Origin of the sequence: Pseudomonas alkylphenolica (genome assembly GCF_000746525.1) — a bacterium.
Lineage (GTDB): Bacteria > Pseudomonadota > Gammaproteobacteria > Pseudomonadales > Pseudomonadaceae > Aquipseudomonas > Aquipseudomonas alkylphenolica.
Genome location: NZ_CP009048.1, coordinates 3,267,074 through 3,292,598, shown reverse-complemented (window position 1 = coordinate 3,292,598; position 25,525 = coordinate 3,267,074). Strand labels below are relative to the sequence as shown.

Genomic DNA, 25,525 nt, shown 5'->3' with positions numbered 1-25,525 from the left:
CAGTCGTACAGATTGCTCAGGCGGGGGTAGCTGGGTTGCCCGCCTGGGCCTGCTGTAACTGTTGGCTCAACTGCGCCACTTGCTGCTGGAGGCGGTCGCGTTCTTCGCGCAAGCGGCGCAATTCATCCCGGTGTACCGTCACATAGAGGGTCTGGGGCGGCATTTTCGGTAGAAGGGTGGCCATTGCATACCTCGCGAAGGGCTGGGATTCGTTACAAGCGTAGCCGCTCGGTCGGGCGCGATTCTGAATTCTTTTCGCCGGTATGGGAACTTTTTTGTTTCGCGCTGTCTTGCCGCTTGTCGTTGAACCAGGCAGACGCAGGCTGGACTAACCTTGAAGGCCTGAACGGTCCATTTTCAACAGTCATGGGAGCATCGGCACATGCAACTGGGAATCGTGGGACTTGGCCGCATGGGCGGCAATATTGCAAGACGCTTGATGCGCGGCGGCCATAGTACGGTGGTGCATGACCGCGACCACAGTGCCGTGAAAACGCTGGAGGAAGAGGGCGCCAATGGCGCGCACGACCTTGGCGCGCTGGTGGCCAAACTGAAAAAGCCGCGAGCGGTCTGGGTGATGCTGCCCGCCGGCGAGCCGACCGAGCAGACCATCGCTCAGCTGGCAGACATGCTCGACGCCGACGATGTGATCATCGATGGCGGCAACACCTTCTACAAGGACGACATCCGCCGCGCCGCGGACCTGGGCAAACGTCAGTTGCACTACATTGATGTCGGCACCTCGGGCGGTGTCTGGGGTCTGGAGCGTGGTTACTGCATGATGATCGGTGGCGAGAAAGCAGTCGTCGAGCGCCTCGATCCACTGTTCGCCACCCTCGCTCCCGGCGTCGGCAGCATTCCCCGCTACCGCGTCCGCCACGGCCCGGCCGGGCGTGCCGGACAGGCTAGCATCCATGCCGGTCCCGCCGGTGCCGGGCATTATGTGAAGATGATCCATAACGGCATCGAGTACGGCTTGATGCAGGCCTATGCCGAAGGCTTCGACATTCTCAAGAGCAAGGGCAGCGAGGCCTTGCCGGTCGAGCAGCGCTTTGATCTGGATGTCGCCGAGATCGCCGAAGTCTGGCGCCGCGGCAGCGTGGTCACCTCCTGGTTGCTGGATTTGACCGCTGACGCGCTGGTCGCCGACCCGCAGCTCGGTGGCTACAGCGGCTCGGTGGCCGACAGTGGCGAAGGCCGCTGGACCATTGATGCCGCAGTGGAGCAGGCGGTTCCCGTACCGGTGCTGTCCAGCGCCTTGTTCGCCCGCTTTCGCTCACGCCAGCAACAGGGCACCTATGCCGACCGGATGCTCTCGGCCATGCGCTTTGGCTTTGGTGGTCACGTCGAGAAGAAAGCCGAATGAGCCATACTCCGATCGAAGCTGCGCCACCTTGCACCCTGTTTCTGTTCGGCGCCAATGGCGACCTGGTCAAGCGCCTGTTGATGCCGGCCCTTTACAACTTGAGCCGCGACGGGTTGCTGGATAAAAACCTGCGTATCGTCGGGGTGGACCACAACGCCGCCAGCGACGCCGAGTTCGCCGCACGCCTGGAAGCCTTCATGCGTGAGCGCGACAAAGCCAGCCAGGGCGCCAACTGTCTGGATGAAAAGCACTGGAGCCGGCTGGCCAAGCGCATCGGTTACCAGACCGGTGACTTCCTCGACGACGCCACCTATCAGGCCATTGCCCGGCGCATTGAGAAGAACCCCAGCGCCAATGCGGTGTTTTATCTGGCTACCTCACCACGCTTTTTCAGCGAGGTCGTCCAGCGCCTGGGCGCAGCCGGGCTGCTTGATGAAAGCACAGGCTTTCGTCGAGTGGTGGTGGAAAAACCCTTCGGCTCGGACCTGGCCAGCGCCGAGGCGCTCAACGCCTGCCTGCTCAAGGTCATGAGCGAAAAGCAGATCTACCGAATCGATCACTACCTGGGCAAGGAGACGGTGCAGAACATCCTCGTGAGCCGCTTCTCCAACGGTATCTTCGAGGCGTTCTGGAACAACCATTACATCGATCACGTACAGATCACCGCAGCCGAGACCGTCGGCGTGGAAAGCCGTGGCGCCTTCTATGACAGCACCGGCGCCCTGCGCGACATGGTGCCCAACCATCTGTTCCAGTTGCTGGCCATGGTCGCGATGGAACCACCGGCGGCATTCGGTGCCGACCCGGTGCGCAGCGAGAAAGCCAAGGTCATCGGCGCCATCCGGCCCTGGTCGAAGACCATGGCGCTGAAGAATTCGGTGCGTGGTCAGTACACCGCTGGCAAGCAAGGGCGCAAACAGTTGCCCGGCTATCGCGAAGAGCCGCGGGTCGATCCAGATAGCCAGACCGAAACCTATGTGGCGTTGAAGGTCATGATCGACAACTGGCGCTGGGTCGGTGTGCCGTTCTATCTGCGCACCGGCAAACGCATGAGCGTGCGCGACACGGAGATCGCCATCTGCTTCAAGCCGGCGCCGTATGCGCAGTTTCGCGATACCGAGGTTGAGCGCTTGCAGCCCAACTACCTGCGTATCCAGATCCAGCCAAACGAAGGGATGTGGTTCGACCTGCAGGCCAAGCGACCGGGGCCGGCGTTGGCGATGGAGAACATCGAACTGGGTTTTGCCTACAAGGACTTCTTCAAGATGCAGCCGTCGACGGGCTACGAGACCCTGATCTATGACTGCCTGACCGGGGATCAGACGCTGTTCCAGCGCGCCGACAACATCGAGAACGGCTGGCGGGCAGTGCAGCCGTTTCTCGATGCGTGGAAGGAGGGTGGGGAGGTTCAGCCCTATGCCGCCGGAGAAGATGGTCCGGCGGCGGCTGACGAGTTGCTGGCCCGCGATCGTCGGGTGTGGCACCCGATAGGGTGAGGGTGAAAAGCATCGCGGGGCAAGCCCGCTCCCACCGGGGTCTGTGGGAGCGGGCTTGCCCCGCGATAAGGGCTCTATAACCAGTAAGTCACCGCCCACCAACCCAACCCGCCCATCACTACGGTGTAAGGCAAGGCCATCCACACCATCCGCCCATACGACAGGCGAATCAGCGGCGCAATCGCCGAGGTCAGCAGAAACAGGAACGCTGCCTGGCCATTGGGGGTCGCCACGCTCGGCAGGTTGGTGCCGGTGTTGATCGCCACGGCCAGGGTCTCAAAGTGCTCGCGGCTCATATGGCCATTGAGGAACGCCTGTTTGACCTCGGTGATGTAAATGGTGGCGACGAACACGTTGTCGCTGATGGCCGAGAGCAAGCCGTTGGCAATGAACAGCATGCCCGGTTGCTGTTCAGTCGGCAGCGCCAGCACCCACTGGATCAGCGGGGTGAACAGTTGCTGGTCATGAATCACCGCAACCACCGCAAAGAACACCACCAGCAGCGCGGTGAACGGCATGGCATCCTGGAAGGCACGGCCCAGGCGGTGCTCGTCGGTGATGCCGGTGAACGCGGTGATCAGCACGATCACCAGCAAGCCGATCAGGCCCACCTCGGCAATGTGCAGGCCCAGGCCGACAATCAGGATCAGTGCGGCCAGGCCTTGTACCAGCAGCGCAGCACGTTGCTGCGAAGTACGCTGGGCATCGTCTTCAGCGGCATAGGCGGCCAGCACCTGACGCACGTTGTCTGGCAGCAGGGTGCCATAGCCGAACCAGCGCAGTTTCTCCAGCAACACGCAGGTCACCAGGCCGGCGGCCAGTACCGGCAGGGACACCGGGGCAACCTTGAGGAAGAATTCACCGAAGTGCCAGCCCATCTCGTGGCCAATCAGCAGGTTCTGCGGCTCGCCCACCAGGGTGCAGACGCCACCTAGCGCGGTGCCGACAGCACCATGCATCAGCAGGCTGCGCAGGAAGGCGCGAAACTGTTGCAGGTCGTCGCGTTGCAGTTGGGCGATGTTGTGATCGCTATCGAGGTTCGACTCTTCCCGCGGGTTGGTGCCCGAGGCAACCCGGTGGTACACCGAGTAGAAACCCACCGCCGCACTGATGATCACCGCGGTAACGGTCAAAGCATCGAGAAACGCCGAGAGAAAGGCCGAAAGAAAGCAGAACAGCAAGGCCAGCAACGCCTTGGAGCGCACCCCGAGAAGAATCCGCGAGAACACGAACAGCAGCAGATCCTTCATGAAATAGATGCCGGCAACCATGAACATCAGCAGCAGGATCACCGGGAAATTGTGCAGCAGCTCGTCATACAGCGCCTGGGGCGTGGTCATGCCCAGCACCAGGGCCTCGGCCACCAGCAGGCCGCCCGGCATCAACGGGTAGCACTTGAGCGCCATGCCCAGGGTAAAGATGAACTCGATCACCAGCACCCAACCGGTGACCACCGGCCCGAGGGTGATCAGCAGCAACGGGTTGAGCAACAGGAACAGGCACAGGGTGGCCTTGTACCAGCGGGGCGATTGCCCGAGGAAGTTATGGGCCAGGGCGCCGGCCAGGGAGCGGGACATGTAAATGTATCCTAATAATTCAACAGGAGCGCAAGGTGCCGGATACAGGCGTTCAGATCAAGGTAAAAGTCCCGGTTTTGGCACAAGCGCGGCCTTCGGCGATGCGGGTGCCTTGATATAGTCCTGCGATTATCCTCGCCGCCTTCAAGGAGAGCACTGTGACTGAGTACCAGGCATTCAAGGTCGAACTCAACGACAACATCGCCCACGTGCAGATCAACCGCCCGGAAAAGTACAACGCGATGAACGCGCCGTTCTGGAGCGAAATCGTCGAGATTTTCAAATGGATCGATGACACCGATGCGGTCCGCGCGGTGGTCATCAGCGGCGCGGGCAAACACTTCTCCGCCGGTATCGACCTGATGATGCTGGCGTCGCTGGCCAATGAGCTGGGCAAGGACGTCGGCCGCAATGCGCGCCTGCTGCGCCGCACCATCCTGCGTATGCAGGCCTCGTTCAATGCCGTGGACAACTGCCGCAAGCCGGTGCTGGCAGCGATCCAGGGCTACTGCATCGGTGGCGCCATCGACCTGGTCTCGGCCTGCGACATGCGCTACTGCAGCAACGACGCACAGTTCTCGATCAAGGAAATCGACATGGGCATGGCGGCCGACGTCGGTACGCTGCAGCGCCTGCCGCGTATCATCGGCGATGGCATCATGCGTGAGCTGGCCTACACCGGGCGTACGGTCGAAGCTGAAGAGGCGCAGCGCATCGGCCTGGTCAATCGGGTCTACGATGACCATCAGGCATTGCTCGAAGGAGTCTTTGCCATTGCCGCTGAAATTGCGGGAAAATCCCCCATTGCCGTGGCCGGTACCAAGGAAATGCTCAGCTATATGCGCGATCACCGAATCGACGATGGCCTGGAGTACATTGCCACCTGGAACGCCGCCATGTTGCAATCCACCGATCTGCGGGTGGCCGTTGCCGCCCACATGAGCAAACAGAAACCCGAGTTCGCCGACTGATTGCAGCGGCGGGCCCGCGCAAGGAACCGGAACATGGCTGTGCGTTGGACCACCGCGGTACTGGACACAAACCTCGCTGGCGGCTGGGCGGTCGCGCGCTGCAGCGAGGGTTTCCTGGTTGACGACAACGGTGCGCTGTTCCCGCGCGACTGGCTCAAGCGTCAGGAACTGGACGTGCTGTTCGAGCACGGCATCGGCCATTTCGATGGTCAGCCGGTGTACCTGCTTGAACTGCGCCAGCCGCAAGCGGTGGCCGGTTGCAGCTGGCGCGGGTTGCGTCAGTTCATGCTCGAAGGCGACTTCGACACCTACAAGATTCTCGGCTATGCGGCGCAGATCGCCACCTGGGCCCGCGAGCACCGGTTTTGCGGCAGTTGCGGCCAGGCCATGAGCCAGATCCACCTGGAACGGGCGATGTACTGCCAGCCCTGTGACCTGCGCAGCTACCCGCGTATTTCGCCGAGCATGATCGTGCTCATCACCCGCGGCGACGAAATTCTTCTGGCGCGCTCACCGCGCTTTGTCACCGGGGTCTACAGCACCCTGGCGGGTTTTGCCGAGCCCGGCGAGTCGGCCGAGGACTGCCTGGTGCGCGAGGTGCGCGAAGAGGTGGCGATTGAAGTGCAGAACATCCAGTACGTCGGTAGCCAGTGCTGGCCGTTCCCGCATTCGATGATGCTCGGTTTTCATGCCGAGTACGCCGGGGGCGAGATTGTCATGCAGGTGGACGAGATTGAAGATGCCCAGTGGTTCCGGGTCGATGCGCTGCCGCCGTTGCCGGCGGGGCGCTCGATTGCCCGGTACCTGATCGATCTCTACGTGGCGCGGCGCTTAGGCCTGGCCAAACCAGTGCTGCCACGCTAGGCGCACGGTCAGGGCCAGGACCACGGTGATGAACACAGGACGGATGAACTTGCTGCCGCCACTGATGGCGGTACGCGCGCCGAAAAAGGCGCCGACCATCAGTGCCGACCCCATCGACAAGCCGACCAGCCAGTCGACCTGCCCGGAAAAGATGAACACCGACAACGCCGCAGCGTTGCTGACGAAGTTCATGCTGCGTGCCACACCACTGGCCTTGACCAGGTCGATGGGGTAGAGCAGCAGGGTGCTGACGGTCCAGAATGCACCGGTACCAGGCCCGGCCACACCATCATAGAAACCCAGGGTCAGGCCCTGGGGCAGCTGCCACTTCTTTTTCACCGGCACATCGGCATCCAGCGGCGCCTTGGGCGTGCCGCCGAACAGCAGGTAGACCCCGCAGAGGAAGACGATGACCGGCAGCATCTTGTTCAGCCACTCAGCCGGCAGGTAGTGCGCGACCACCGCGCCGATCAGGGCGCCGACAAAAGTGCCGCCCAGTGCGTGGCGCCACTGGTCCGGGTGGAACAGTTTGCGCCGGTAATAGGTGAAACCGGCGGTGGCCGAGCCGAAGGTCGAGCTGAGTTTGTTGGTGCCCAGTACCAGATGTGGCGGCATGCCGGCGGTCAGCAGGGCGGGGGTGGTCAACAGGCCCCCGCCACCGGCGATGGCGTCAATGAATCCGGCAACAAAGGCAACGGCGGCGAGAATGGCGAGGGTGGTCAGATCTACGCTAAGTTCGAAAGGCATGGCATGGACTTAATCGGTTGGGCGCAGAAGGGGCTGCGCCCGAAGGCCGACATGGTAATGGAGATCAAGGCTGTCTGTCAGGGCATGCTGCGCTCAGCCGTAGGAGGCATGCATCGGTTTCAGGTTCTTGTCACATTCTGCGACAACGGGCCGCACCCCGAAAATAAAGGGATGCAGACGTACGGGGCAATAGGCGCTGGAACCTTGGCAGAGCGCCATGACAAAATGTCGCGCTTTCTCGACAGGCCTCGTGCGCGAGGCGCAACACCTTCCCGAAAGGATGGTTACATGACTGATTTACTGACCCGGCGCCAGGTCATGGCCGGGATCAGCCTGCTGAGCCTCGGTGTTCTGGCAGGTTGCGACCCCCGCTCCGGTGGTGCGCTCGATTTCAAATACGGCAAGGACATGAGCAACAAGATCCTCGGCCGCTCCTTCAAACTCAAGGACACCCAGGGCAACCCACGTACGCTGTCCAGCTTCTGGGGCTCGATGCCGATGGTGTTCTTCGGCTTCACCCAGTGCCCGGCGGTGTGCCCGACCACCCTGGCGCGCGCGGCACAGATCAAAAAGCTGATGGGCCGCGATGGCGGTTTCCTGCAGGTGGTGTTCATCAGCCTCGACCCTGAACGCGACACCCCCGAGGTGCTCGATGCCTACGTCAAGGCCTTCGACCCTTCCTTCGTAGCGCTGACCGGTACCCTCGAAGAGACCGCCGCGGCCGCCAAGGAATTCGGTGTGTTCTACGAGAAGGTGCCCAGTGGCGACACCTACACCATCTCGCACACCTCGACCAGTTACGTCTTCGATTCCCGTGGCCAGTTGCGCCTGGGGTTGTCCCATTCACTGACCGCCAAAGAGTGTACGGAAGATCTGCTCACGGTCATGGAGGTATGTTGATGCGCAATTCAGTCCAACCGTTCAAACGCACCCTGGCCGCGCTGGCCCTGATCGGCCTGGCGCTGCCAGCCATGGCCGACACCAGCGTCAAAGACGCCTGGGTTCGTGCCACTGTGCCGCACCAGCAATCAACCGGCGCCTTCATGACCCTCACCGCCAGCAGCGACAGCAAGCTGGTGGATGTGCAGTCGCCGGTGGCCGAAATCGTCCAGGTGCACCAGATGACCATGGATAACGATGTCATGGGCATGAAGCAGGTGCACAGCGTCGATTTGCCCGCCGGCAAGGCCGTCAGCCTCGACCCCAACGGTTATCACGTGATGCTGATGAAGCTCAAGCAACAGGTCAAGGAAGGTGAGCAGGTGCCTCTGACCCTGGTGATTGAAGACGCCAAGGGCCAGAAGCAGACCCTTGAGGTCAAGGCGCCAGTACGTGCCCTGAATGCCGAAGCCATGCACGGTCACGAGCACATGCATTGATCGAGCGCTAACCGGCTGCCAAAGCCAGGCTGCTGTCAAGGACGGCAGCCTGGCTTTTTTGTGCACGCCATCAAAATATTGCGTCGCATTAGTATTCTCTTCTCATTTACAAATCGTTACCATTTACATCCTTCTTTACAATCTTTACAAACAAGGAATTCATGGTGGCACTTTCGCGTATTCGCCCGGCTTCCCTTTCTGTGCTGAGCGTGCTGGTTGCTCCAGCGCTGCAGGCCGAAACCCTGGCCATTCCGGCGACCTCGGTCAACAGCAGTTACGAAGAGCAGAGCTACAAGGCCAGTGAAAGCAAAACCGCACTGAAGATCGATGCACCGCTGCGCGACATTCCGCAGACGGTCAACGTCGTGCCGCAAAGTGTGATCAAGGATCAGGGCGCGCAATCGATGGAAGACGTGCTCAAGAACGTGCCCGGCATTGGCCTGTCCAACGGCGACGGCCAGCGCGACCAGGTGACCATTCGTGGTTTCAGCGCCATTGGCGACATGTATGTCGATGGCCTGCGTGACGATGCGCTGTACTACCGTGACCTTTCCAACGTCGAGCGGGTGGAAGTGGTCAAGGGCCCGGCGGCGGTGCTGTACGGGCGTGGGTCGTCCGGCGGCCTGATCAACAGCGTGAGCAAAAAGCCTAACTTCAGCCCGGTACAGGAAGTCGGGGTGAGCTTCGACAGCGAAGGCAAACGCCGCACCCAGTTCGATGCCGGTTGGGCCGACCAACAGCAGGGCGACAAAGCGTTCCGTATTACCGGGGCCCTGGAAGACAGCGACACCTTCCGCGATGACGGCTACATCGACCGCAAGGCCATTGCGCCAACCGCTTACTTCAAGCTCTCCGACGACCTCGACCTGACCGTGGGAGCCACCTACCTATACGACAAGCGCCTGATAGATTTCGGTATCCCGGCCCTGGGCGATCGTCCGGTGGATGTCGACCGCGACAAGCGTTTTGGCGCTGCTGATCCAGACGATGACTACGCCCGTAGCGAAGTCTTCTCCTTTACCGCAGGCGTCGATTATCGCCTGAACGACGACTTCACCCTGAGCAATACCAGCCGTTACTACCACTACGATCTGGACCGTAACAACACCCTGGCTGACTCCAGCCCCACGCGTTTTGTCACCGGTAGCAATGGCGAACTGCTGGTCAAGTTGAACCGCGGCAACGTGCAGCGCACCGAAGACGGCTGGTTCAACCAGACCGAACTCAAGCACCAGGCGCAGTTGGCCGGGATGAACCACAACCTGTTGTACGGTGTGGAACTCGGTCGCCAGGTCAAGGACCAGTCGGTGTTCAGCCAGAACAACGTGGCCCGGGTCCCGGTATTCACTGATGGCCTGGTGGATGTGCCGTTTCAGGCAAATAAACAGACTGCTAAAGGCACCACTACCCAGGACACCGCAGGTTTCTATGTGCAGGACCTGATCGAACTGGCGCCGCAGTGGAAGGCTCTGGTCGGGGTGCGCTACGACGTGTTCGACCAGGAGTATGACGATGACCTCAAGGGTGCCGAGCTGTCGCGTACCGACACCACCTGGAGCCCACGCGTCGGCCTGGTGTACCAGCCGGATCAGATTCACTCCTACTACGTGTCGGTGAGCCGTTCCTACCAGCCGTCTTCCGAAGTGTTCGCCTTGAGCGCCGGCAACCAGGGCCTGGAACCTGAGGAAACCACCAACTACGAGGTGGGTGCCAAGTGGGATCTGCTCGACAGCCGCCTGGCGGTGACCGCTGCGCTGTTCCGCCTGGAACGCACCAACATGAAAACCACCGACCCGGCCAACCCGGCCAATCTGGTGCTGGCGGGTGAGCAACGTACCGACGGTTTCGAGGCCACGGTCAGTGGTCAGCTGACGGACAAGTGGCAGGTGTATGGTGGCTTCGCCTTCCTCGATGCGGAGATCACCAAGTCCAACAGCAAAACCAATGGCGTGCCGAACGAAGGCCAGACGCCGACCCTGACCCCGCGCACCAGCGCCAACCTGTGGCTGGTGCGTTCGCTGAGCGAAACCTGGCGAGTGGGCATGGGCGCCAACTATGTGGATGAGCGCTACACCGCGCTGGACAACGTGGTGGTGATGCCGTCGTACACCACGGTGGATGCAGCCTTGCTGTACAACCAGCCGAAGTGGGACGCGGCGCTACGCCTGCGCAACGTGTTTGACCGTGACTACTATGCCTCGGCCCATGGTTCGGTCGACCTGATCACGCCGGGCGCGCCTCGCACCCTGGAGTTGAGCACCAACTACCGCTTCTGATCGGTAGGAGCGGGCTTCTGTGGGAGCGGGCTTGCCCCGCGATGCGATTTGGCTGACAGACTGCAATCGCGGGGCAAGCCCGCTCTCACAGGTAAGGTGTATCTGTTTTCAGGGTTTGCGACGCCTGCCGGTGACCATCGACAACGGCAGGTTTTCCTTCAGGCGCAGGCTTTCGATCACGGCCGCGGCGATATGCACACAGACCAGCGCCAGCAAGGTGTTGGCCATGTACTCATGGATGTCCCGCGGCAGATCTTCGCCCCAGAAGTAATCCACTTCCTCCAGCAGAAACCCGCTCACACCCAGGCCGAACATCAGCGCCAGCATCAGCACCATGACCAGTGCGCCGAGAGGGGAGTGCCCCAGACGGTGGTAGTCCTCGCCGTTGAACAGGGCATGCAGATGCCGCTTCAGCCGCGCCGGCGTCGGCCAGAAGTCTTTCCAGCGCGCTGCCGGCGTACCGACAAAACCCCAGGCAGTACGAATCAGCACAATGGCCACGGCGTAATACCCCAGCCAGCGGTGCCAGCCATCGCCTTCTTCGGTAAAGAAATAACCACCGACAAAGGCCAGCACCAGCGACCAGTGACAGAACCGCACTAAAGGATCCCAGAGGCGCAGGGTGTCGTTGGTCACCTCAGTCCTCGATTTCTGACTTCACGACTTTGCCATCGACGGGGTTGAAGTAGATCTCGACCTTTTGCTTATCCTTGTTCCAACCGTAGATTTCGTAGCAGTTGCCATCGGTTACTTTGAACTTCTTGATGTCATAGCCTTGAGCCTTGAGGCCTTCCTGAAACTTGGCCTGATCCTGCCATTGGCTCTTGTCGGCAGTGGTGCATTCGGTTTTGGCGAGTGCCAGCGGGCTGGCGACGAGCAGTACGACAAGCAATAGGTTACGCATGACGAGACCTCGTGAGAGTGGGAACACGCGGCAGCACAGCCATGAAGCCTGATTGAGCTTATGTCAGAGCGGGTGACTTCGCGAATGTCTCGCCAATCCTTTCGAGCCTGCAGCCGTTACTCAACGAAACCGCGGCAGGGGGCGGTCAACCTTCAGCGATGTCAGGGTTTTCTTGACCAGGGCTTCGTCGGCTTCCACCGCCTTGAGGCTGGCGCGGATGCGGCCGGCGACCGGTACGTCGCCCTGACGGTCGATCCAGTCGGCAATTTCCTTGCAGGCCGAGGCCAGTGTGGCTTGCCGGTGGTCGATCAGGGTCAGTAGCGTGGTGATGTCTTTTTCGGACATGGTGCAATCCTCCTTTCAGCGAATTCAGTGTAGCAGCGCCGCTGAAATCTGCCCTCGTGCGCCAGGCCAATCGTCCGCAGCGCGGTTGTGACTGGCCGGGGCCTGACGTACTATCCTTGGCAGCAAGCGATACCCCGCATACTTATAACCAATTCCTCAGCGCACACGCTTCCACTCAGGCCCGACGGGCATGGGTGCTTCAGGCTGGGCGCAATGTTGTGCCTGGCGTCTGCAAACGATCTGGAGTAACACCCCCACCGATGAATACCCCCGTGGATACGCGAGCCGGTAGCTGGCTCAGTGTGATCGCCCTGGCCCTGGCGGCCTTTATCTTCAATACCACCGAGTTTGTACCGGTGGCCTTGCTCAGTGACATTGGCAGCAGTTTCGAAATGTCCACTGCCCAGGTCGGCCTGATGCTGACGATCTATGCCTGGGTGGTGGCCCTGGCGTCGCTGCCGATGATGCTGCTGACGCGCAATGTCGAGCGGCGCAAGCTGCTGATCATTGTCTTTGTGCTGTTTATCGTCAGCCATTTGCTGTCGTGGATGGCGCAGAGTTTCGCCATGCTGTTGTTCAGCCGGATCGGGATTGCCTTGGCGCATGCGGTGTTCTGGGCGATTACTGCCTCCCTGGCGGTGCGGGTGGCGCCGCCAGGGCAGCAGGCCAAGGCGCTGGGGCTGTTGGCGACCGGTACGACGCTGGCGATGGTGATGGGTATCCCGTTGGGGCGGGTAGTGGGCGAGGCGCTGGGTTGGCGTATCACCTTTCTGGCGATTGCCGGGGTGGCCTTGGCGACTCTGGTTTGTCTGGTCAGGTCGCTGCCGCTGTTGCCCAGTCAGAATTCAGGGTCGTTGCGCAGTGTGCCGGTGCTGTTCAAGCGCCCGGCGCTGGTGACGGTGTATGGGTTGGTGGCGCTGGTGATTGCTGCGCAGTTTACCGCTTACAGTTATATCGAGCCGTTTGCCTTGAATGTCGCGCAGATTGGTGGCGAGCTGACGACGGTGCTGCTGTTGCTGTTTGGCGGGGCCGGGGTGTTCGGGTCGGTGCTGTTCAGTCGCTACAGTGAACGTTTTCCCAACGGGTTTCTGCTGGCTGCCATTGCGATGCTGGCGGGCTGTCTGTTGTTGCTGCTGCCGATGTCGGGTGACTTTGTCTGGCTCGGTTCCCTGAGTGTGTTCTGGGGGATTTCGATCATGTGTTTCAGTCTGGCGCTGCAGTCGAAGGTGCTGATTCTGGCATCTGATGCGACGGATGTGGCGATGGCGATGTTTTCCGGGATTTATAACATTGGGATCGGGGCGGGGGCGTTGATCGGTAGTCTGGTGAGTGTGCACATGGGGTTGGGCAATATCGGGCTGGTCGGGGGGGCGGTGGCGGTGGCGGGGTTGGTGCTGTGTGGGGTGACCACTTATCGGTTTGCCCGGGCTGGTTGACTGCCAGTGGGAGCGGGCTTGCCCCGCGATGAGGCCCTCGGATTTGCAGGCATATCCATTTGCCAAGGTGGCGCTGGGTCACCTTTCCGCCCTTACGGCGGCTTACTTTGGCAGACGCCCCAAAGTAAGCAAAGGGCTTGCCCCGCCAGGGGCCCTACGCTGCGCTTCGGGTTCCCTCCTTGCGGTGTCGCTACGGGGCATTGCGAGCTACGAGTTGCAAGCAACTCTACGCTTCGCAACTTCGGCTAACACCGAAGGCGCTGCGCGCTAGCCCCTCCACAACACCTCCACTCGGCCCTACTGGTTAACGGGGCCGGTGGATCAAGATCAAAAGCAGATCAAAAGCAGATCAAAAGCAGATCAAGATCAAGATCAAGATCAAGATCAAGATCAAGATCAAGGGCACAATTCGCTGCGCTCTTGCTTTTTGTCTGTGGCGTTAGCCCGGGCGTAGGCCGCGTTCTTCGAAATAGTCTTCAAGTACCTGCGCATCGGCATTGCTGCGGGCCAGGGCAATGTAACCGTCCGGCCTTATGAGGTAGACGGCGTCGCGTACAAGACCCGCGGCTTCATGGGCTTCGCTCCAGATGAAGACGTCCACCGGTATGCCGTGACCACTGCACCATTGCACCAGGCTGGCGCTGACGGCACCGTATACCTGCACTTGCCAGCACATTCGGTTAAGGCAGTTGAAATTGTCACGGCCGCCTTCGGCTACCCAGGGCAGGCGATCGCCTCCCTGGACATGACCGGCATTGCCGGTGCTCAGGGGCATGTAGCGGTAGTTGAGGGTGACCTGTGAGATGGTCCGAAAGAGAAATTCGCGCGCCGTTTTGAATGCCACCAGCCGGGGGATCAGCCGCGGCGCCAGGCGGGTACGCAGCAGGGCGGCAACGCGGCCATCGGCGGTGATGAAGTTGAACACCTGGTCGGTGGTGGACACCAGGCGCTGGGCAAAGGCGCTGCGTTCGATTTCGTAAGTGTCGAGCAAGCCGGGCTGGGCTTTGCCACGCAGGACGCTGGACAGCTTCCAGGCCAGGTTGATAGCGTCACCAATGCCGGTGTTCATGCCCTGGCCACCCGCCGGGCTGTGGACGTGGGCGGCATCACCAAGCAGGAAGGCCCGCTGGCGGCTGAAGTGCTCCGCCACCCGATGATGTACACGGTAGGTGGAAAACCAGTTGACCTGCTGGATCTGGATCTTGAGGTGTTCGATGGCGCGCTGGCCGACGTCTTCGAAACGCAGTTGATCGGGGTGTTCTGCACGTTCGTCGCGTACGGTGCCGATCAGCCGCGCCCGGCCGCTCCCCGCCAGTGGAAAGACCGCGAGGAAGTCCGCTTCGTCAATGTCGACATGCAGCTCGCCATTGAGTGCAGGGCCTGAGGCCTGGACATCGGCAACATAAAACACCTGCTGGTAGGTGCCACCGGGAAAATCAATATCCAGGGCCTTGCGTACGGTGGAACGGGCACCGTCGCAACCGGCCAGGTAGTTCGCCTCACAGTGCTCTTCCAGACCATCGCCATGCCGCAGTTGGGCACTGACACCTTGCCCGTCCTGATTGAACCCCATCAGCTCGGTCTCGCGTTCGACCTCGACACCGAAGCCCTGCAATCTCTCGATCAGCAACTGCTCATGCTCATCCTGGGGAAAGATGTGCAGGAAGGGGTAGGGCGTAACGAACGCGCCGATAACGCTGAAGGGCAGATGCGCTGCGACCTGGCCTTTAACCCAGAGGTTGGCTGCCGGCACCCGGTGGCCGCGTTCGAGAACGGCCGCGGTCAGGTCCAGCTGTCGGTACAGCTCCAGGGTCCGGGCCTGCACGGCCAGGGCCCGCGAGGTCGTGCCGGGGCCGGAGGTCCTGTCGATGATGCGCACCTTGATGCCCAGTTTGCTCAGCCACAAGGCCAGTACCAGCCCGGTAGGGCCGGCGCCAACGATCAAAACCTCACAGCGCTTCATCGCACGCGCTCCTCAGCGCTGGGCGAACGCCAGGTTCAAACCCAGGCCGGCAAAGGATGCCGCAAAACTGCGGCGCAACCAGTCCTGCACCTGCGGCGATTCGATCACCGCACGGCGGAACAGGTTGGCCAGCAGACCGTACAACACGAACACCACAAAGGTCATGAGCATGAACACCCCGCTCAGGCTAAGCATCTGCCCGGTGACTGAACCACCTTGAGGCGTAATGAACTGAGGCAGGAAGGCTAGGAAGAACAGGGTCAGTTTGGGGTTGAGGATGTTCAACAGACCGGCGCGCAGCATCAGGCTGCCGGCGCTGCCGACCTTGGTGTTGCTGTCTACGGCGAACGCCGAACGGTCGCGCCAGGTGGCATAGGCCAGGTACAACAGGTAGGCGACGCCAGCGAACTTCAGCCCCTGAAAGGCCAGGGCGCTGGTGTGCAGAATAGCCGACAGGCCGAGGATCGAGGCCAGCAGGTGCGGGATGATCCCGGCCGTGCAGCCCAGTGCCGTATACAGGCTGGCACGCTTGCCGGCCACCAGCGCAGTGGAAATGGTCAGGATCACGCCGCTGCCGGGAATCAGCACGACGATCAGTGAAGTGATGAGAAAATCCAGGCTCGGCATTGTGGTGCGCTCCGTGCGGTCATGGGTTAGTTGAAGATCGGCTCCGCCGATCAGAAAAGCATAGTACTAACCGCTGTCTGCTGAAGGCAATATTCTGAAGCAAGGTATTAACACAGCTTTTTAATACCTTGGGTGCACATGTAAATGCTGTTTAAACCGTAGGTCGACAGTGCTTGCCTAACGTGGAAAGTGATCTAGGATCCAATATTAGCGGTAGAGTAAATCTTCTCGATATCCACTGTTGTGGCGCCGTTAGTGTAAAGCCTGTGTTACAGGGTATTGGAAAAGTCTGTTGTTTTCGCGGAATCAATAGCAGCTTCTGCTGTTGGTGTGTTTCTGTCTTCGTGTTCTTTTGTGTGGAGATATGTCGAAAGTGCTCGATGGAATGCGTCTTATTTGAATTCAAAGCGATGCCGGAGCACTGAGGAGCAAGGTTATGGATAATGAGCGGGATATAATAGAGCGGTTGCGCAATGGCGATGCTCTTGCATTGGAACGCTTGATCAAAATGCATCATGCGTTTCTTATCACGCTCGCAACACCCTTGGTGGGTCCAGACTCTGCAAATGATGTCGCTCAGGAAACCTGGCTGAAAGCGGTTGCGGCAGTTGATATGTTCGAGGGGCGTTCAAAGTTCCGGACATGGTTGGCGAGAATTGCGATTAATGAAGCCCATTCAATAAACCGAAGAAAAGGACGAGAGATTTCTCTGGACTGGTGGGATGAGGAGCACCGCTCAGTAACTGTTTCAGATTTTGATATTAATGATGGCGCTTGGGTGTCGGCGCCCAAGCAGTGGCATCACGATGGCCCTGAAGAGTTGTTGGCTGAAGTCGAGCTGCATGATTGTATTCGCAAACATCTCTATCGCTTGCCTGGGGCTCAGAGAAGTGTGGTGATCATGCGTGACCTGGGTGGGCTCGAGTACAAGGAAATTGCTACTACCTTGGGGCTGACGGAGGTGAATGTACGCGTGTTACTACATCGTGGGCGTCAACGTATGCAAGCGATGCTCAGTCATTTTCAGGAAGAAGGAAACTGTTGAGTAACTGCAGAGCGCCAGTCTTACTCTGCATCAGGGCACGTCCCTGTGCATTGGATACTTCATACTATTAGCGCACAGGCTCAGTGAGCGCTTCTATATTCTTCTCTGTCTCTGATGATGGGGGAGGTAAAGTTTGGTTCCGGTTCAGTCGTTTGTTGAAGTGGTTCACTTGTTGGCTTTACACCGGAAGCAGTAGGTTGTTCTTTTAACATTTGTACATAACGCTCGCCGGACGGTTGGTCTGGTTGATTCCTTACCAGTGCATTTTGTGAGTGATAGTCCATCAAGCGATCACTACCACCTTCTGCCAGTAGTAATAGGGATGGTTCATTTTTGGCTTGAGGATTGCTTGGGTTTACAGTTCCTGCCGCAAACGTAACGGTGCTAAAAATGGCAGCCGCAACTAGTCCCGACATCGGTAATGTCAGTTTCATGGTGATTTCCTCAGAATGCTCACGAGCTTGAGGCCTGCTATGCATAGACGAATGGCAGGGGGATTTGTTACAGCTATCCGGATTGATGGCATCCTCCCGCGGTATCCGACGGACGTACCTTGTCTACGGCAGGCCATATGCCTTATGGTGCCGACCGAATTAGGAGATCGGCCTGTAGGAACCAACGGTTATTAAGTGAGGTACTGCTTGATAAAACTGCATATCCTTATTTCCAAAAGCATTAAGTGGCCATTGAAGGTTTTTTCTGCTTGTCTACTCGGTTTGGGCGTTATGTGCGGGAGTGCTTTCGCTATACCGCTGTCGCAAGATATGCAGCAGAGCCAGGCGGGCGTGCAACGCGTTAGCGACTGGCGTGCTTTGGTTTCCGAATCGACTCAGCTTTCTGATAGCGAAAAGCTTCGGCGGGTCAATGCGTTTTTCAATCGTACGATCCGTTATGGCGAAGATGCGGATGTATGGCAGCAGGCTGACTATTGGGCATCCCCCCTTGAAACGCTAGAAAAGGGCAGGGGTGACTGTGAGGATTTTGCGCTGGCAAAATACTTTACGCTGCGGTTGCTGGGCATTCCTGAAGACAGCTTGCGTCTTGTCTACGCCACCCAGTCAAAAACCGGACAGGCGCATATGGTGCTCGGCTATTGGGCAGATGCTGGAACAGAGCCGGTATTGCTGGACAATCTTGAAAACGGCATTCGTCCATTCGTGCAGCGTGATGATTTAAAAGCAGAATTTGCTTTTGATGAGCTCAATCTCTACAAATTTGATCACGCAGCTTTACAGTTGGTTGGCAGTGTTGGCCAGTTGCCCAACTGGCTGGCGCTTGTGCAAAGAACCAAACGTGAAGCATCGGAATTAGCCGATGCCACCGCACATGGCGCGCAGTCCGGGCTGCTTCTCTCGGCTGTTAGCCTGGAGCACTGAGCAACATCGCGCCGGCTGCAAGCGCCGATCACTCGGCTTTGGCCCGCACGATACGCCCGCTCTTGATCTCGTCGGCATAGGCATGGAGTTTGTCCGAGTCCTTGTACAGGCGGTTCATCAGGTGCAGTACGGCGACCACATCGACACCGTCGATACGCTCGGCCAGTTTGCTGATCTCCCCGGCAGTGCGCTCCAGGTTGGAGGCGACGCTCTTCAGGTCACGCTTGAGTTCGGCGGAGGATTTTTTCAGGCCCATGGGGGTCTCCGAGGTGTGTACATTGAGTGGGGGCCTATCGCGGGGCAAGCCCGCTCCCACAGGGGCTATCCCCTGTGGGAGCGGGCTTGCCCCGCGATGCTTTCTTCAACCAGGAAACAGAAACGGACTGACCCCACTACGGCCAAACCCCTCACGCTCCACCTCGGCATCCAGCGCCAGGGAGGCAAGGTCGTCGGCCAGCAGTTCCTGGTCGCGGTTCTTTTCCGGGTAAAAGACTTTCAGGTAGCTGTGACAATCGTTGCAGCTTTCGGCTTTGACCGCGGCATCTTGGCGTTCCAGCGACCAGTAGTCCAGCGCGCCGGTGGCTTCGCAGTTACTGCACTTGACCCGGACCATATGCCAGCGGCACTCGCACAGGCTGCATTGCAGGTAGCGCAAGCCCGCCTGAGGACCGGTCATGACCACGCTGGCCACTGGCGCGCTGGCGCACACCGGGCAGTGCTGGCGCTGTTCGCCGAGCGAGGCGCTGGCCGATGCTGGCAGGGCATTGGCCAACTGGGTGAAGTACAGCGACAGTGCAGCCCAGAGGAACAATGCCTGACCGCTGCCAACCGGTTCATAGTCGGCAGCCAGCAATTTACTGGCCAGATGTTCCAATTGCTCTGAAGTAAGCCCGCGAAGGCTGTCCAGCGTCGCGCGTACGGCCGGGTTGGCATCCGGGTACAGCTGCTCGATCAAGCCCTGCAGCAGTTGTTGCCAGTAGCGGTCACGCGGGTAATCGGCACTCGCCAGCGGCGCCTGGCCACTGCTCAGTCGATCCGCGAGCCCGGCCGCCAGCGCCTGGGGCAATGGCACACGCTCAAGCAGTTGTTGCTGGGCCTCGGCCAGCTGTGCGCAGAAGCCCAGGTAATCGCCCATGGCATGCCCCTCGGCCAGCTGGCGCAGGCGCGCGGCGCGCTTGCTGTAGCGGTCTTTGAGCGACGGCAGCAGCACCGGCACGATCTCGTTGACCCCGCCTGTGGGCGTCTGCACCGGGGTCATCTGAATGCTGCTCATGGTTTGCTCCCGGTCTTGTCCTGCTTGTTGATCTGCCGGTACCAGCGATCATGGTGGGTCTTGGCCCAGGCGCGGCTGACGTAGCCTGTGACCATGCCGCGAATCGAACCTTTGACCCAGAACGCCAGGTAGGCATGGCCGATGATCAGCAAAATCAGGCTGATGCCGACAAGCGCATGCACCAACAAGCCGATACGGATGGTCGGGATCGAAAACAGCGGGGCGAAGTACGGGCGCCAGATCACCACGCCGCTGAGCAGCAACAGGGTGATCATGCTCATGATGCCCCAGAACAGGACCTTCTGACCGGCGTTGTATTTGCCGATGTTCAGCGCCGGGTCATGCTTGCCGGCCAGTACCTGTTTGAGGTTCTTGAACCACTGCAGGTCCTCGCGCTCAGGCAGGTTGTAGCGCACGAAGCGTACGAACAGAAACATCAGCAACACGAACACCACGACGCCGAAGAACGGGTGCAGGATACGCGCCAGCTGCGGCGTGCCGAACACCGCGTTAAGGCCGTTGAACGAGGGGAAGAACCACGACAGCCCAGACAAGGCCACGGCGAAGAAGCAGATCACCATGAACCAGTGGCAGGCGCGGTCGATGAAACGGGTGCGCAGGATCAGTTTGTCGGTGTTCATGCGTGGGTATCCTCCTCGCGTTTTTCGTCCTGTTCGTCGACTTCGTTGGGGCCGGTGCCAATGTAATGGAACAGGGTGCCGGCCAGGGTGGCGAAAAACGCCGCGGCGGCCACCGGTTTCATCCAGCCTTTCCAGCCCTGGATGGCACTGCTGATGCGCGGGTCGGTAGGCAACTTGTGGTACAGCTGCGGCTTGTCGGCATGTTGCAGCACGTAGACCACATGAGTGCCGCCCACACCTTGCGGGTCGTAGATCCCGGCCCCGGCAAAGCCGCGGCCTTGCAGCTCAGTGACCCGTTCCTCGGCCTGGTGCAGCATGTCCTGCTTGCTGCCGAAGTTGATCGCGCCGGTGGGGCAGGTCTTGACGCAGGCCGGCTCCTGGCCGACCGAAACGCGGTCTACGCAGAGGGTGCACTTGTAGGCCTTGTTGTCTTTCTGGCTGATGCGCGGCACATCGAACGGGCAACCGGCGATGCAGTAGCCGCAGCCGATGCAATGCTCAGACTGGAAGTCGACGATGCCGTTGGCGTACTGGATGATCGCCCCCGGTTGCGGACAGGCTTTCAGGCAGCCGGGATCGGCGCAGTGCATGCAGCCGTCCTTGCGGATCAGCCATTCGAGCTTGCCGCTCTCGTCTTCGACTTCATCGAAGCGCATCAGCGTCCAGGTTTCGGCGGACAGGTCGGCCGGGTTGTCGTACACGCCGACGTTGTGGCCGACCTCGTCACGCAGGTCGTTCCATTCGTTGCACGCCACCTGGCAGGCTTTGCAGCCGATGCAGATGCTGACGTCGATCAGCTTGGCGACTTGCGCCTGGTGGTCGCGGGTGTGCGGCGCCGGGGTCAGCACGCTGGTGGCCGAGCGGCGGACGATGTCTTGGGATTGCATGGACATGGTTTCGCCCTCAGACCTTTTCAATGTTCACGAGAAACGCCTTGTACTCGGGCGTCTGGGTGTTCGAATCGCCGACGCCCGGGGTCAGGGTGTTGGCCAGGAAACCCTTGCGGGTCGCGCCTTCGTAACCCCAGTGGCAGGGGATGCCGATGGTGTCGACATCCTGGCCATCGATGGCCAGACGCCGGATGCGTTTGGTCACCACCGCCTTGGCCTTGATGTAGCCGCGTTGGGTGCTGACCTTGACCGTGTCGCCCTGAACGATGCCTTTGTCGTTGGCCAGCTTTTCGCCGATCTCAATGAACTGCTCGGGCTGGACGATGGCGTTCAGCCGCGCGTGCTTGGTCCAGTGACGGAACAGCTCGGTGATCGAGTAGGTGGTTGCCACATAGGGGAAATCTTCACGTTTGCCCATGCGTTTGCGGTCGCTTTCGTACACGCGCGCCGTCGGGCTGTAGGTCACCTTCGGGTGCAGCGGGTTGTGCGCCAGCGGGCTTTCGGTCGGCTCGTAGTGTTCAGGGAATGGGCCGTCGTTCAGGGCACCGACCGAGAACAGCCGTCCCAGGCCTTCAGGCAGCATGATGAACGGATTGACCTTGCCACCCGGTGCCGCGGTAACGGCGAAGTCAGGCACGTCGACGCCGCTCCAGCGTTGACCGTCCCAGCCGATCAGTTTGCGTTTCGGGTCCCACGGCTTGCCCTGCGGGTCGGCCGAAGCGCGGTTGTAGAGGATGCGCCGGTTCTGCGGCCAGGCCCAGGCCCAGCCCGGGGTGCAGCCCAGACCACTGTCGGCGTTGTCGCGACGGGCCATCTGGTTGCCTTGTTCGGTCCAGGAGCCGGCGAAGATCCAGTTGAAGCACTGGGTGCTGCCGTCATCGCGCAGTTGCGAGAAATCGTCGAGCAACTGGCCCTTGCGCAGGATCAGCTTGCCTTGTTCGTCGTGCAGGTCGGCTAGCGCGCGACCGTTGGATTCCTTGGCCACTTCCTCGGGTTTGGGGTCGTACGGGTCGGCGTAGTCCCAGGCCATGTTGAGAATTGGCGCCGGGTTGGCACCGCCTTCTTTTTCGTACAGTTCACGGATTTTCATGAACAGATGGCCGAGGATCTTGCCGTCGTGCCAGGCCTCGCCGGGTGGTGCGGCACCGGCCCAGTGCCACTGCAACCAGCGTCCGGAGTTGACGATCGAGCCGTCTTCTTCGGCAAAGCAGGAGGAGGGCAGGCGGAACACTTCGGTCTGGATCGCGGCGCTGTCGACATCGTGCTGTTCGCCGTGGTTCTGCCAGAAACTCGAGGTCTCGGTGGCCAGCGGGTCGATGATGACCAGGAACTTGAGCTTGGCCAGTGCCGCCTGGGCCTTGTTCTTGTCCGGGAAGGCCGCCACCGGGTTGAAACCCTGGGCGATGTAGCCGTTGACCTTGCCTTCGTACATGCGGTTGCTGTAGTTGAGCACGTCGTAGCTGTCGTCCCACTTGGGCAGCCAGTCGAAGCCCCAGTCGTTGTCGGCAGTGGCCTTGTCACCCCAGAGGCTTTTCATCAGGCTGATGAAAAACTTCGGCGTGTGCTTGTAGTAGTTGACCTGATCTTCCAGCAGCGCCGTCGGCGTGGTCTGCTTGAGGTAGCTGGCCAGGGTAGTCTGCTGGTCGGACGGCAGGTTCATGTAGCCAGGCAGGCGCAGCGACAGCAGGCCCAGGTCGGTGTAGCCCTGGATGTTGGAGTGGCCACGCAGGGCGTTGACCCCGCCACCGGCCATGCCGATGTTGCCCAGCAGCAGCTGGATCATGCCCGAGCCACGGATCATCTGCGCGCCGTTGGTGTGGTGGGTCCAGCCCAGGGCGTAGAGGAAGGTGGCGGTGCGGTCCGGCACGCAGGTGCTGGCGAGGATCGCGCAGATCTGCAGGAAATCATCCTTGGGCGTACCGCAGATGTTGGTGACCACTTCAGGCGTATAGCGGCTGACGTGCGCCTTGAGCAGGTTCCACACACAGCGCGGGTGGCTGAGGCTCAGGTCGCGCTTGGCGTAGCCTTTTTCGTCGAGCTCGTAGGTCCAGGAGCTGCGGTCGTAGCTGCGCTTGTTCTCGTCGTAGCCGCTGAACAGGCCGTCGTCGAAGTGGTAGTCCTCGCGCACGATCAGGCTGGCATTGGTGTAGTGGCGCACGTACTCGTGCTGGACCTTGTCGTTGCTGATTAGGTAATTGACCACGCCCATCAGGAAGGTCACGTCGGAGCCGGCACGGATCGGCGAGTAGATGTCGGCCACTGCAGCACTGCGGTTGAAGCGCGGGTCAACGACGATGACCTTGGCGCCGTTGCGAATCTTCGCCTCGATCACCCATTTGAAGCCCACCGGGTGCGCCTCGGCCGGGTTGCCGCCCATGATCAGCACCACGTTGGCGTTCTTGATGTCGACCCAGTTGTTGGTCATCGCGCCACGGCCGAAGGTCGGCGCCAGGGCCGAGACGGTCGGGGCGTGGCAGACGCGCGCCTGGCTGTCGGTGCCGAGAATGCCCAGTGCGCGGGTAAAGCGCTGGTCCAGCGAGCCGGTTTCGCTGCTGGCGGCCGAGGAGCAGAGCATGCCGGTACTCAGCCAGCGGTTGACCGTGGTGCCCTTGGCGTTCTTCTCGATGAAGTTGGCGTCGCGGTCGTCCTTCATCAGGCGGGCGATGCGCTCGATGGCGTGGTCCCAGCTGATGCGCTGCCACTTGTCCGAACCCGGTGCGCGGTATTCGGGGAACAGCAGGCGCTGCTCACTGTGCACGTAGTCCACCAGACCTGCGCCTTTCGGGCACAACGAGCCGCGGCTGACCGGGTGATCCGGGTCGCCTTCGATGTGGAAGATGCGCGCCTTGGCGTTCTTTGCGCCGTCACCCAGGCTGTACATGAGAATCCCGCAACCCACTGAACAGTAGGTGCAGTTGTTGCGGGTTTCCTTGGCGCGCAACAGCTTGTACTGGCGCGACTGGGTGGCCTGGGCCATGCCGGGGGCAAAACCCAGGGTCGCGCAGGTGGCGGTGGCGACCCCGGCGGTACAGAGCTTGAAGAACTGACGTCTGCCAAGTCCCATGGTTATCTCCTTATTCTGGTGGCTGCACAAAGCAGCGGGCATAGGCATGCCCGGCAACAAGGCGTCGCAAGCGCAGTTGGCGTTGGTGAGATCACGATTGGTTGCAGGCCCTGTCTGGCGCAGGGCTCGGATAACGCGGATGAACGGTAGTGTATTCCCGTATGGAATGTAGGACTAATCAAGGGTGTTGATGGCGCTATCGAGCGCCTCTATCGTCAACTGTTTGACCTTGGCAGAGCCTTGTCCTACGCGCCTCGGGCATCGGGCGCTAGTGTCGGGGATTAGACGAAAGTAGCAGGCAGGCGAGGTGAGAGAGTGGGTAGCGTGCTTTCTTTATATTCACTATTGATCTAACAAAATGATTAATTATTCTTTTTTGTTTTTCTCCTGAGCGTGCACTCTGCACCTCAAGCACTGCGCCGCAGTGCATCCCGGAACGAGGAAGCAGAGCATGACCATCAAGGCGATCAACGTACGCAATCAGTTCAAGGGCACGGTCAAGGAGACCATCGAAGGGCCAGTGGTGTCGGAAATCGATGTGCAGACCTCCGCAGGTATTGTCACCTCGGTGATCACCACCCGTTCGGTGCACGAGCTGGAGTTGCGGGTGGGCAGTGAAGTGATTGCCTTCGTCAAATCCACCGAGGTGTCGATCGCCAAGCTATGAGGGTTTGCGCGTCAGCTCGAAGCGACACACCTGTCCACCGCGCAGCATGCATTCCAGGTGCTGCACCTTACCCCCGCCAAGGCTGCCGATCAGCGCCAGGTCGAGCTCACAGACTTCAGGGTGAGCTTCGGCCAGCTGATGAAATACGCAGTTGTGGGCGACGATTTGTGCAGGCGCGCCCCCGGAGCGGAAAAATACTTCGGATTCATAGCCGACATCTTTCATGTGCGCAGCGATCTGCTGTTCATCGAGCCGGGTAGCGCTCAGGTCCGCGGCCATTTTCTCGCCCAGACTGCGCATCAACTGCACCAGCGCTTCGTGGCCGATCAGGCTGGCGACTTCATCGATCAACAGGTTGGCCAGCAAGTGATAGTGGCGCGGGAACAACTCCCTGCCATGCGCGCTGAGGCGATACAACTGCTCGGGGCGGCGGCCAGTGGCGCGCAGATCGCCGCGCACCACCAGAGCGTCACGTTCCAGGGCCGCCAGGTGCTGACGCACCGCCGTGCGGGTGACCGACAGCTGGCTGGCCAGTTCTTCGATGCTCATGCCGGCAGCCGTATACAGCAAGGCTGAAAGCAGATCCTGTTGGGTACGTCCCAGACCTTCGAACATCGA

Annotated in this window: 26 protein-coding genes; 11 read left to right on the top strand and 15 right to left on the bottom strand. The window is 60.4% G+C overall.

Features of this window, described 5'->3' with window-relative positions:
- Nucleotides 1-16: 16 nt before the first annotated feature.
- Nucleotides 17-184, bottom strand: a complete 168-nt coding sequence (locus PSAKL28_RS27875) for a DUF6026 family protein (RefSeq protein ID WP_167335124.1) — start codon at nt 182-184, stop codon at nt 17-19.
- Nucleotides 185-382: 198 nt separating this feature from the next.
- Here PSAKL28_RS27875 and gnd point away from each other — a divergent pair, with 198 nt between their 5' ends.
- The gene (gnd, locus tag PSAKL28_RS15010) at nt 383-1,366 is read left to right on the top strand and encodes a phosphogluconate dehydrogenase (NAD(+)-dependent, decarboxylating) (protein WP_038611902.1); all 984 of its coding nucleotides are present in this window, start codon (nt 383-385) and stop codon (nt 1,364-1,366) included.
- A complete protein-coding gene (gene zwf / locus PSAKL28_RS15005; protein ID WP_038611899.1) occupies nt 1,363-2,862 on the top strand; it encodes a glucose-6-phosphate dehydrogenase in 1,500 nt (499 codons plus the stop codon). The genes gnd and zwf overlap by 4 nt, the downstream gene beginning before the upstream one ends.
- Nucleotides 2,863-2,936: 74 nt before the next feature.
- Here zwf and nhaB read toward each other — a convergent pair whose 3' ends face one another.
- Nucleotides 2,937-4,439, bottom strand: coding sequence for a sodium/proton antiporter NhaB (nhaB, locus tag PSAKL28_RS15000; RefSeq protein ID WP_038611896.1), 1,503 nt, complete (start codon nt 4,437-4,439; stop codon nt 2,937-2,939).
- A 158-nt stretch (nt 4,440-4,597) separates the two neighbouring features.
- Between nhaB and PSAKL28_RS14995 the strand changes: the two genes are divergently transcribed.
- Nucleotides 4,598-5,410 (top strand): crotonase/enoyl-CoA hydratase family protein, encoded by an 813-nt coding sequence (locus tag PSAKL28_RS14995; protein ID WP_038611893.1) that lies wholly within the window; start codon nt 4,598-4,600, stop codon nt 5,408-5,410.
- A 33-nt stretch (nt 5,411-5,443) separates the two neighbouring features.
- A complete protein-coding gene (gene nudC / locus PSAKL28_RS14990; RefSeq protein WP_038611890.1) occupies nt 5,444-6,274 on the top strand; it encodes an NAD(+) diphosphatase in 831 nt (276 codons plus the stop codon).
- On the opposite strand, the gene PSAKL28_RS14985 is transcribed toward nudC, so the two are convergent.
- Nucleotides 6,242-7,021: a TSUP family transporter gene (locus PSAKL28_RS14985; protein WP_038611887.1), complete on the bottom strand. Its 780-nt coding sequence runs from the start codon at nt 7,019-7,021 to the stop codon at nt 6,242-6,244. The two genes, nudC and PSAKL28_RS14985, sit on opposite strands and share 33 nt — an antisense overlap.
- A gap of 288 nt (nt 7,022-7,309) precedes the next feature.
- On the opposite strand from PSAKL28_RS14985, the gene PSAKL28_RS14980 reads away from it, so the two are divergent.
- From PSAKL28_RS14980 to PSAKL28_RS14970, 3 genes are all read left to right on the top strand, one after another.
- Nucleotides 7,310-7,921, top strand: a complete 612-nt coding sequence (locus PSAKL28_RS14980) for an SCO family protein (RefSeq protein WP_038611884.1) — start codon at nt 7,310-7,312, stop codon at nt 7,919-7,921.
- On the top strand, nt 7,921-8,400 hold the full coding sequence (locus PSAKL28_RS14975) for a copper chaperone PCu(A)C (protein ID WP_038611880.1): 480 nt from the start codon (nt 7,921-7,923) through the stop codon (nt 8,398-8,400). Before PSAKL28_RS14980 ends, PSAKL28_RS14975 begins: the two co-directional genes overlap by 1 nt.
- Nucleotides 8,401-8,561: 161 nt before the next feature.
- Nucleotides 8,562-10,676 (top strand): TonB-dependent receptor, encoded by a 2,115-nt coding sequence (locus PSAKL28_RS14970; RefSeq protein ID WP_038611877.1) that lies wholly within the window; start codon nt 8,562-8,564, stop codon nt 10,674-10,676.
- 108 nt (nt 10,677-10,784) lie between these two features.
- On the opposite strand, the gene PSAKL28_RS14965 is transcribed toward PSAKL28_RS14970, so the two are convergent.
- From PSAKL28_RS14965 to PSAKL28_RS14955, 3 genes are all read right to left on the bottom strand, one after another.
- The gene (locus PSAKL28_RS14965; protein WP_038611874.1) at nt 10,785-11,312 is read right to left on the bottom strand and encodes a cytochrome b/b6 domain-containing protein; all 528 of its coding nucleotides are present in this window, start codon (nt 11,310-11,312) and stop codon (nt 10,785-10,787) included.
- Nucleotide 11,313: 1 nt separating this feature from the next.
- Complete coding sequence (locus PSAKL28_RS14960) at nt 11,314-11,580, bottom strand: PepSY domain-containing protein (RefSeq protein WP_038611871.1); 267 nt, start codon at nt 11,578-11,580, stop codon at nt 11,314-11,316.
- Nucleotides 11,581-11,700: 120 nt separating this feature from the next.
- Nucleotides 11,701-11,925, bottom strand: a complete 225-nt coding sequence (locus PSAKL28_RS14955) for a hypothetical protein (protein WP_038611868.1) — start codon at nt 11,923-11,925, stop codon at nt 11,701-11,703.
- Nucleotides 11,926-12,185: 260 nt separating this feature from the next.
- On the opposite strand from PSAKL28_RS14955, the gene PSAKL28_RS14950 reads away from it, so the two are divergent.
- Nucleotides 12,186-13,361, top strand: a complete 1,176-nt coding sequence (locus PSAKL28_RS14950) for a sugar transporter (RefSeq protein WP_038611865.1) — start codon at nt 12,186-12,188, stop codon at nt 13,359-13,361.
- A gap of 439 nt (nt 13,362-13,800) precedes the next feature.
- Here PSAKL28_RS14950 and PSAKL28_RS14945 read toward each other — a convergent pair whose 3' ends face one another.
- Complete coding sequence (locus tag PSAKL28_RS14945; RefSeq protein ID WP_038611862.1) at nt 13,801-15,324, bottom strand: FAD-dependent monooxygenase; 1,524 nt, start codon at nt 15,322-15,324, stop codon at nt 13,801-13,803.
- A 12-nt stretch (nt 15,325-15,336) separates the two neighbouring features.
- A complete protein-coding gene (locus PSAKL28_RS14940; RefSeq protein WP_038611859.1) occupies nt 15,337-15,951 on the bottom strand; it encodes a LysE family translocator in 615 nt (204 codons plus the stop codon).
- A 436-nt stretch (nt 15,952-16,387) separates the two neighbouring features.
- Here PSAKL28_RS14940 and PSAKL28_RS14935 point away from each other — a divergent pair, with 436 nt between their 5' ends.
- A complete protein-coding gene (locus tag PSAKL28_RS14935; protein WP_038611856.1) occupies nt 16,388-16,996 on the top strand; it encodes an RNA polymerase sigma factor in 609 nt (202 codons plus the stop codon).
- A gap of 80 nt (nt 16,997-17,076) precedes the next feature.
- Here PSAKL28_RS14935 and PSAKL28_RS27685 read toward each other — a convergent pair whose 3' ends face one another.
- The gene (locus PSAKL28_RS27685) at nt 17,077-17,430 is read right to left on the bottom strand and encodes a hypothetical protein (RefSeq protein WP_157687034.1); all 354 of its coding nucleotides are present in this window, start codon (nt 17,428-17,430) and stop codon (nt 17,077-17,079) included.
- Nucleotides 17,431-17,637: 207 nt separating this feature from the next.
- On the opposite strand from PSAKL28_RS27685, the gene PSAKL28_RS26520 reads away from it, so the two are divergent.
- Nucleotides 17,638-18,372 carry a transglutaminase-like cysteine peptidase gene (locus PSAKL28_RS26520; protein WP_157687033.1) on the top strand — a complete coding sequence of 245 codons (735 nt, stop codon included), beginning with the start codon at nt 17,638-17,640 and terminating at the stop codon, nt 18,370-18,372.
- A 28-nt stretch (nt 18,373-18,400) separates the two neighbouring features.
- Here the strand turns inward: PSAKL28_RS26520 and PSAKL28_RS14925 are convergent, their stop codons facing one another.
- The 5 genes from PSAKL28_RS14925 to fdnG form a co-directional block, all read right to left on the bottom strand.
- On the bottom strand, nt 18,401-18,628 hold the full coding sequence (locus PSAKL28_RS14925; protein ID WP_038611853.1) for a hypothetical protein: 228 nt from the start codon (nt 18,626-18,628) through the stop codon (nt 18,401-18,403).
- 105 nt (nt 18,629-18,733) lie between these two features.
- Nucleotides 18,734-19,645: a formate dehydrogenase accessory protein FdhE gene (fdhE, locus tag PSAKL28_RS14920; RefSeq protein ID WP_038611850.1), complete on the bottom strand. Its 912-nt coding sequence runs from the start codon at nt 19,643-19,645 to the stop codon at nt 18,734-18,736.
- A complete protein-coding gene (locus PSAKL28_RS14915) occupies nt 19,642-20,286 on the bottom strand; it encodes a formate dehydrogenase subunit gamma (RefSeq protein WP_038611847.1) in 645 nt (214 codons plus the stop codon). Before PSAKL28_RS14915 ends, fdhE begins: the two co-directional genes overlap by 4 nt.
- On the bottom strand, nt 20,283-21,179 hold the full coding sequence (gene fdxH / locus PSAKL28_RS14910) for a formate dehydrogenase subunit beta (RefSeq protein WP_038611844.1): 897 nt from the start codon (nt 21,177-21,179) through the stop codon (nt 20,283-20,285). The genes PSAKL28_RS14915 and fdxH overlap by 4 nt, the downstream gene beginning before the upstream one ends.
- A 10-nt stretch (nt 21,180-21,189) precedes the next feature.
- Entirely contained in the window at nt 21,190-24,240 is a 3,051-nt protein-coding gene (gene fdnG, locus PSAKL28_RS14905; protein ID WP_075226541.1) for a formate dehydrogenase-N subunit alpha, read from the bottom strand.
- Between the two features lie 451 nt (nt 24,241-24,691).
- Here fdnG and PSAKL28_RS14900 point away from each other — a divergent pair, with 451 nt between their 5' ends.
- Complete coding sequence (locus PSAKL28_RS14900; protein ID WP_038611841.1) at nt 24,692-24,907, top strand: TOBE domain-containing protein; 216 nt, start codon at nt 24,692-24,694, stop codon at nt 24,905-24,907.
- Here PSAKL28_RS14900 and PSAKL28_RS14895 read toward each other — a convergent pair.
- Nucleotides 24,902-25,522: a helix-turn-helix transcriptional regulator gene (locus PSAKL28_RS14895; RefSeq protein WP_038611838.1), complete on the bottom strand. Its 621-nt coding sequence runs from the start codon at nt 25,520-25,522 to the stop codon at nt 24,902-24,904. The two genes, PSAKL28_RS14900 and PSAKL28_RS14895, sit on opposite strands and share 6 nt — an antisense overlap.
- Nucleotides 25,523-25,525: the final 3 nt, after the last annotated feature.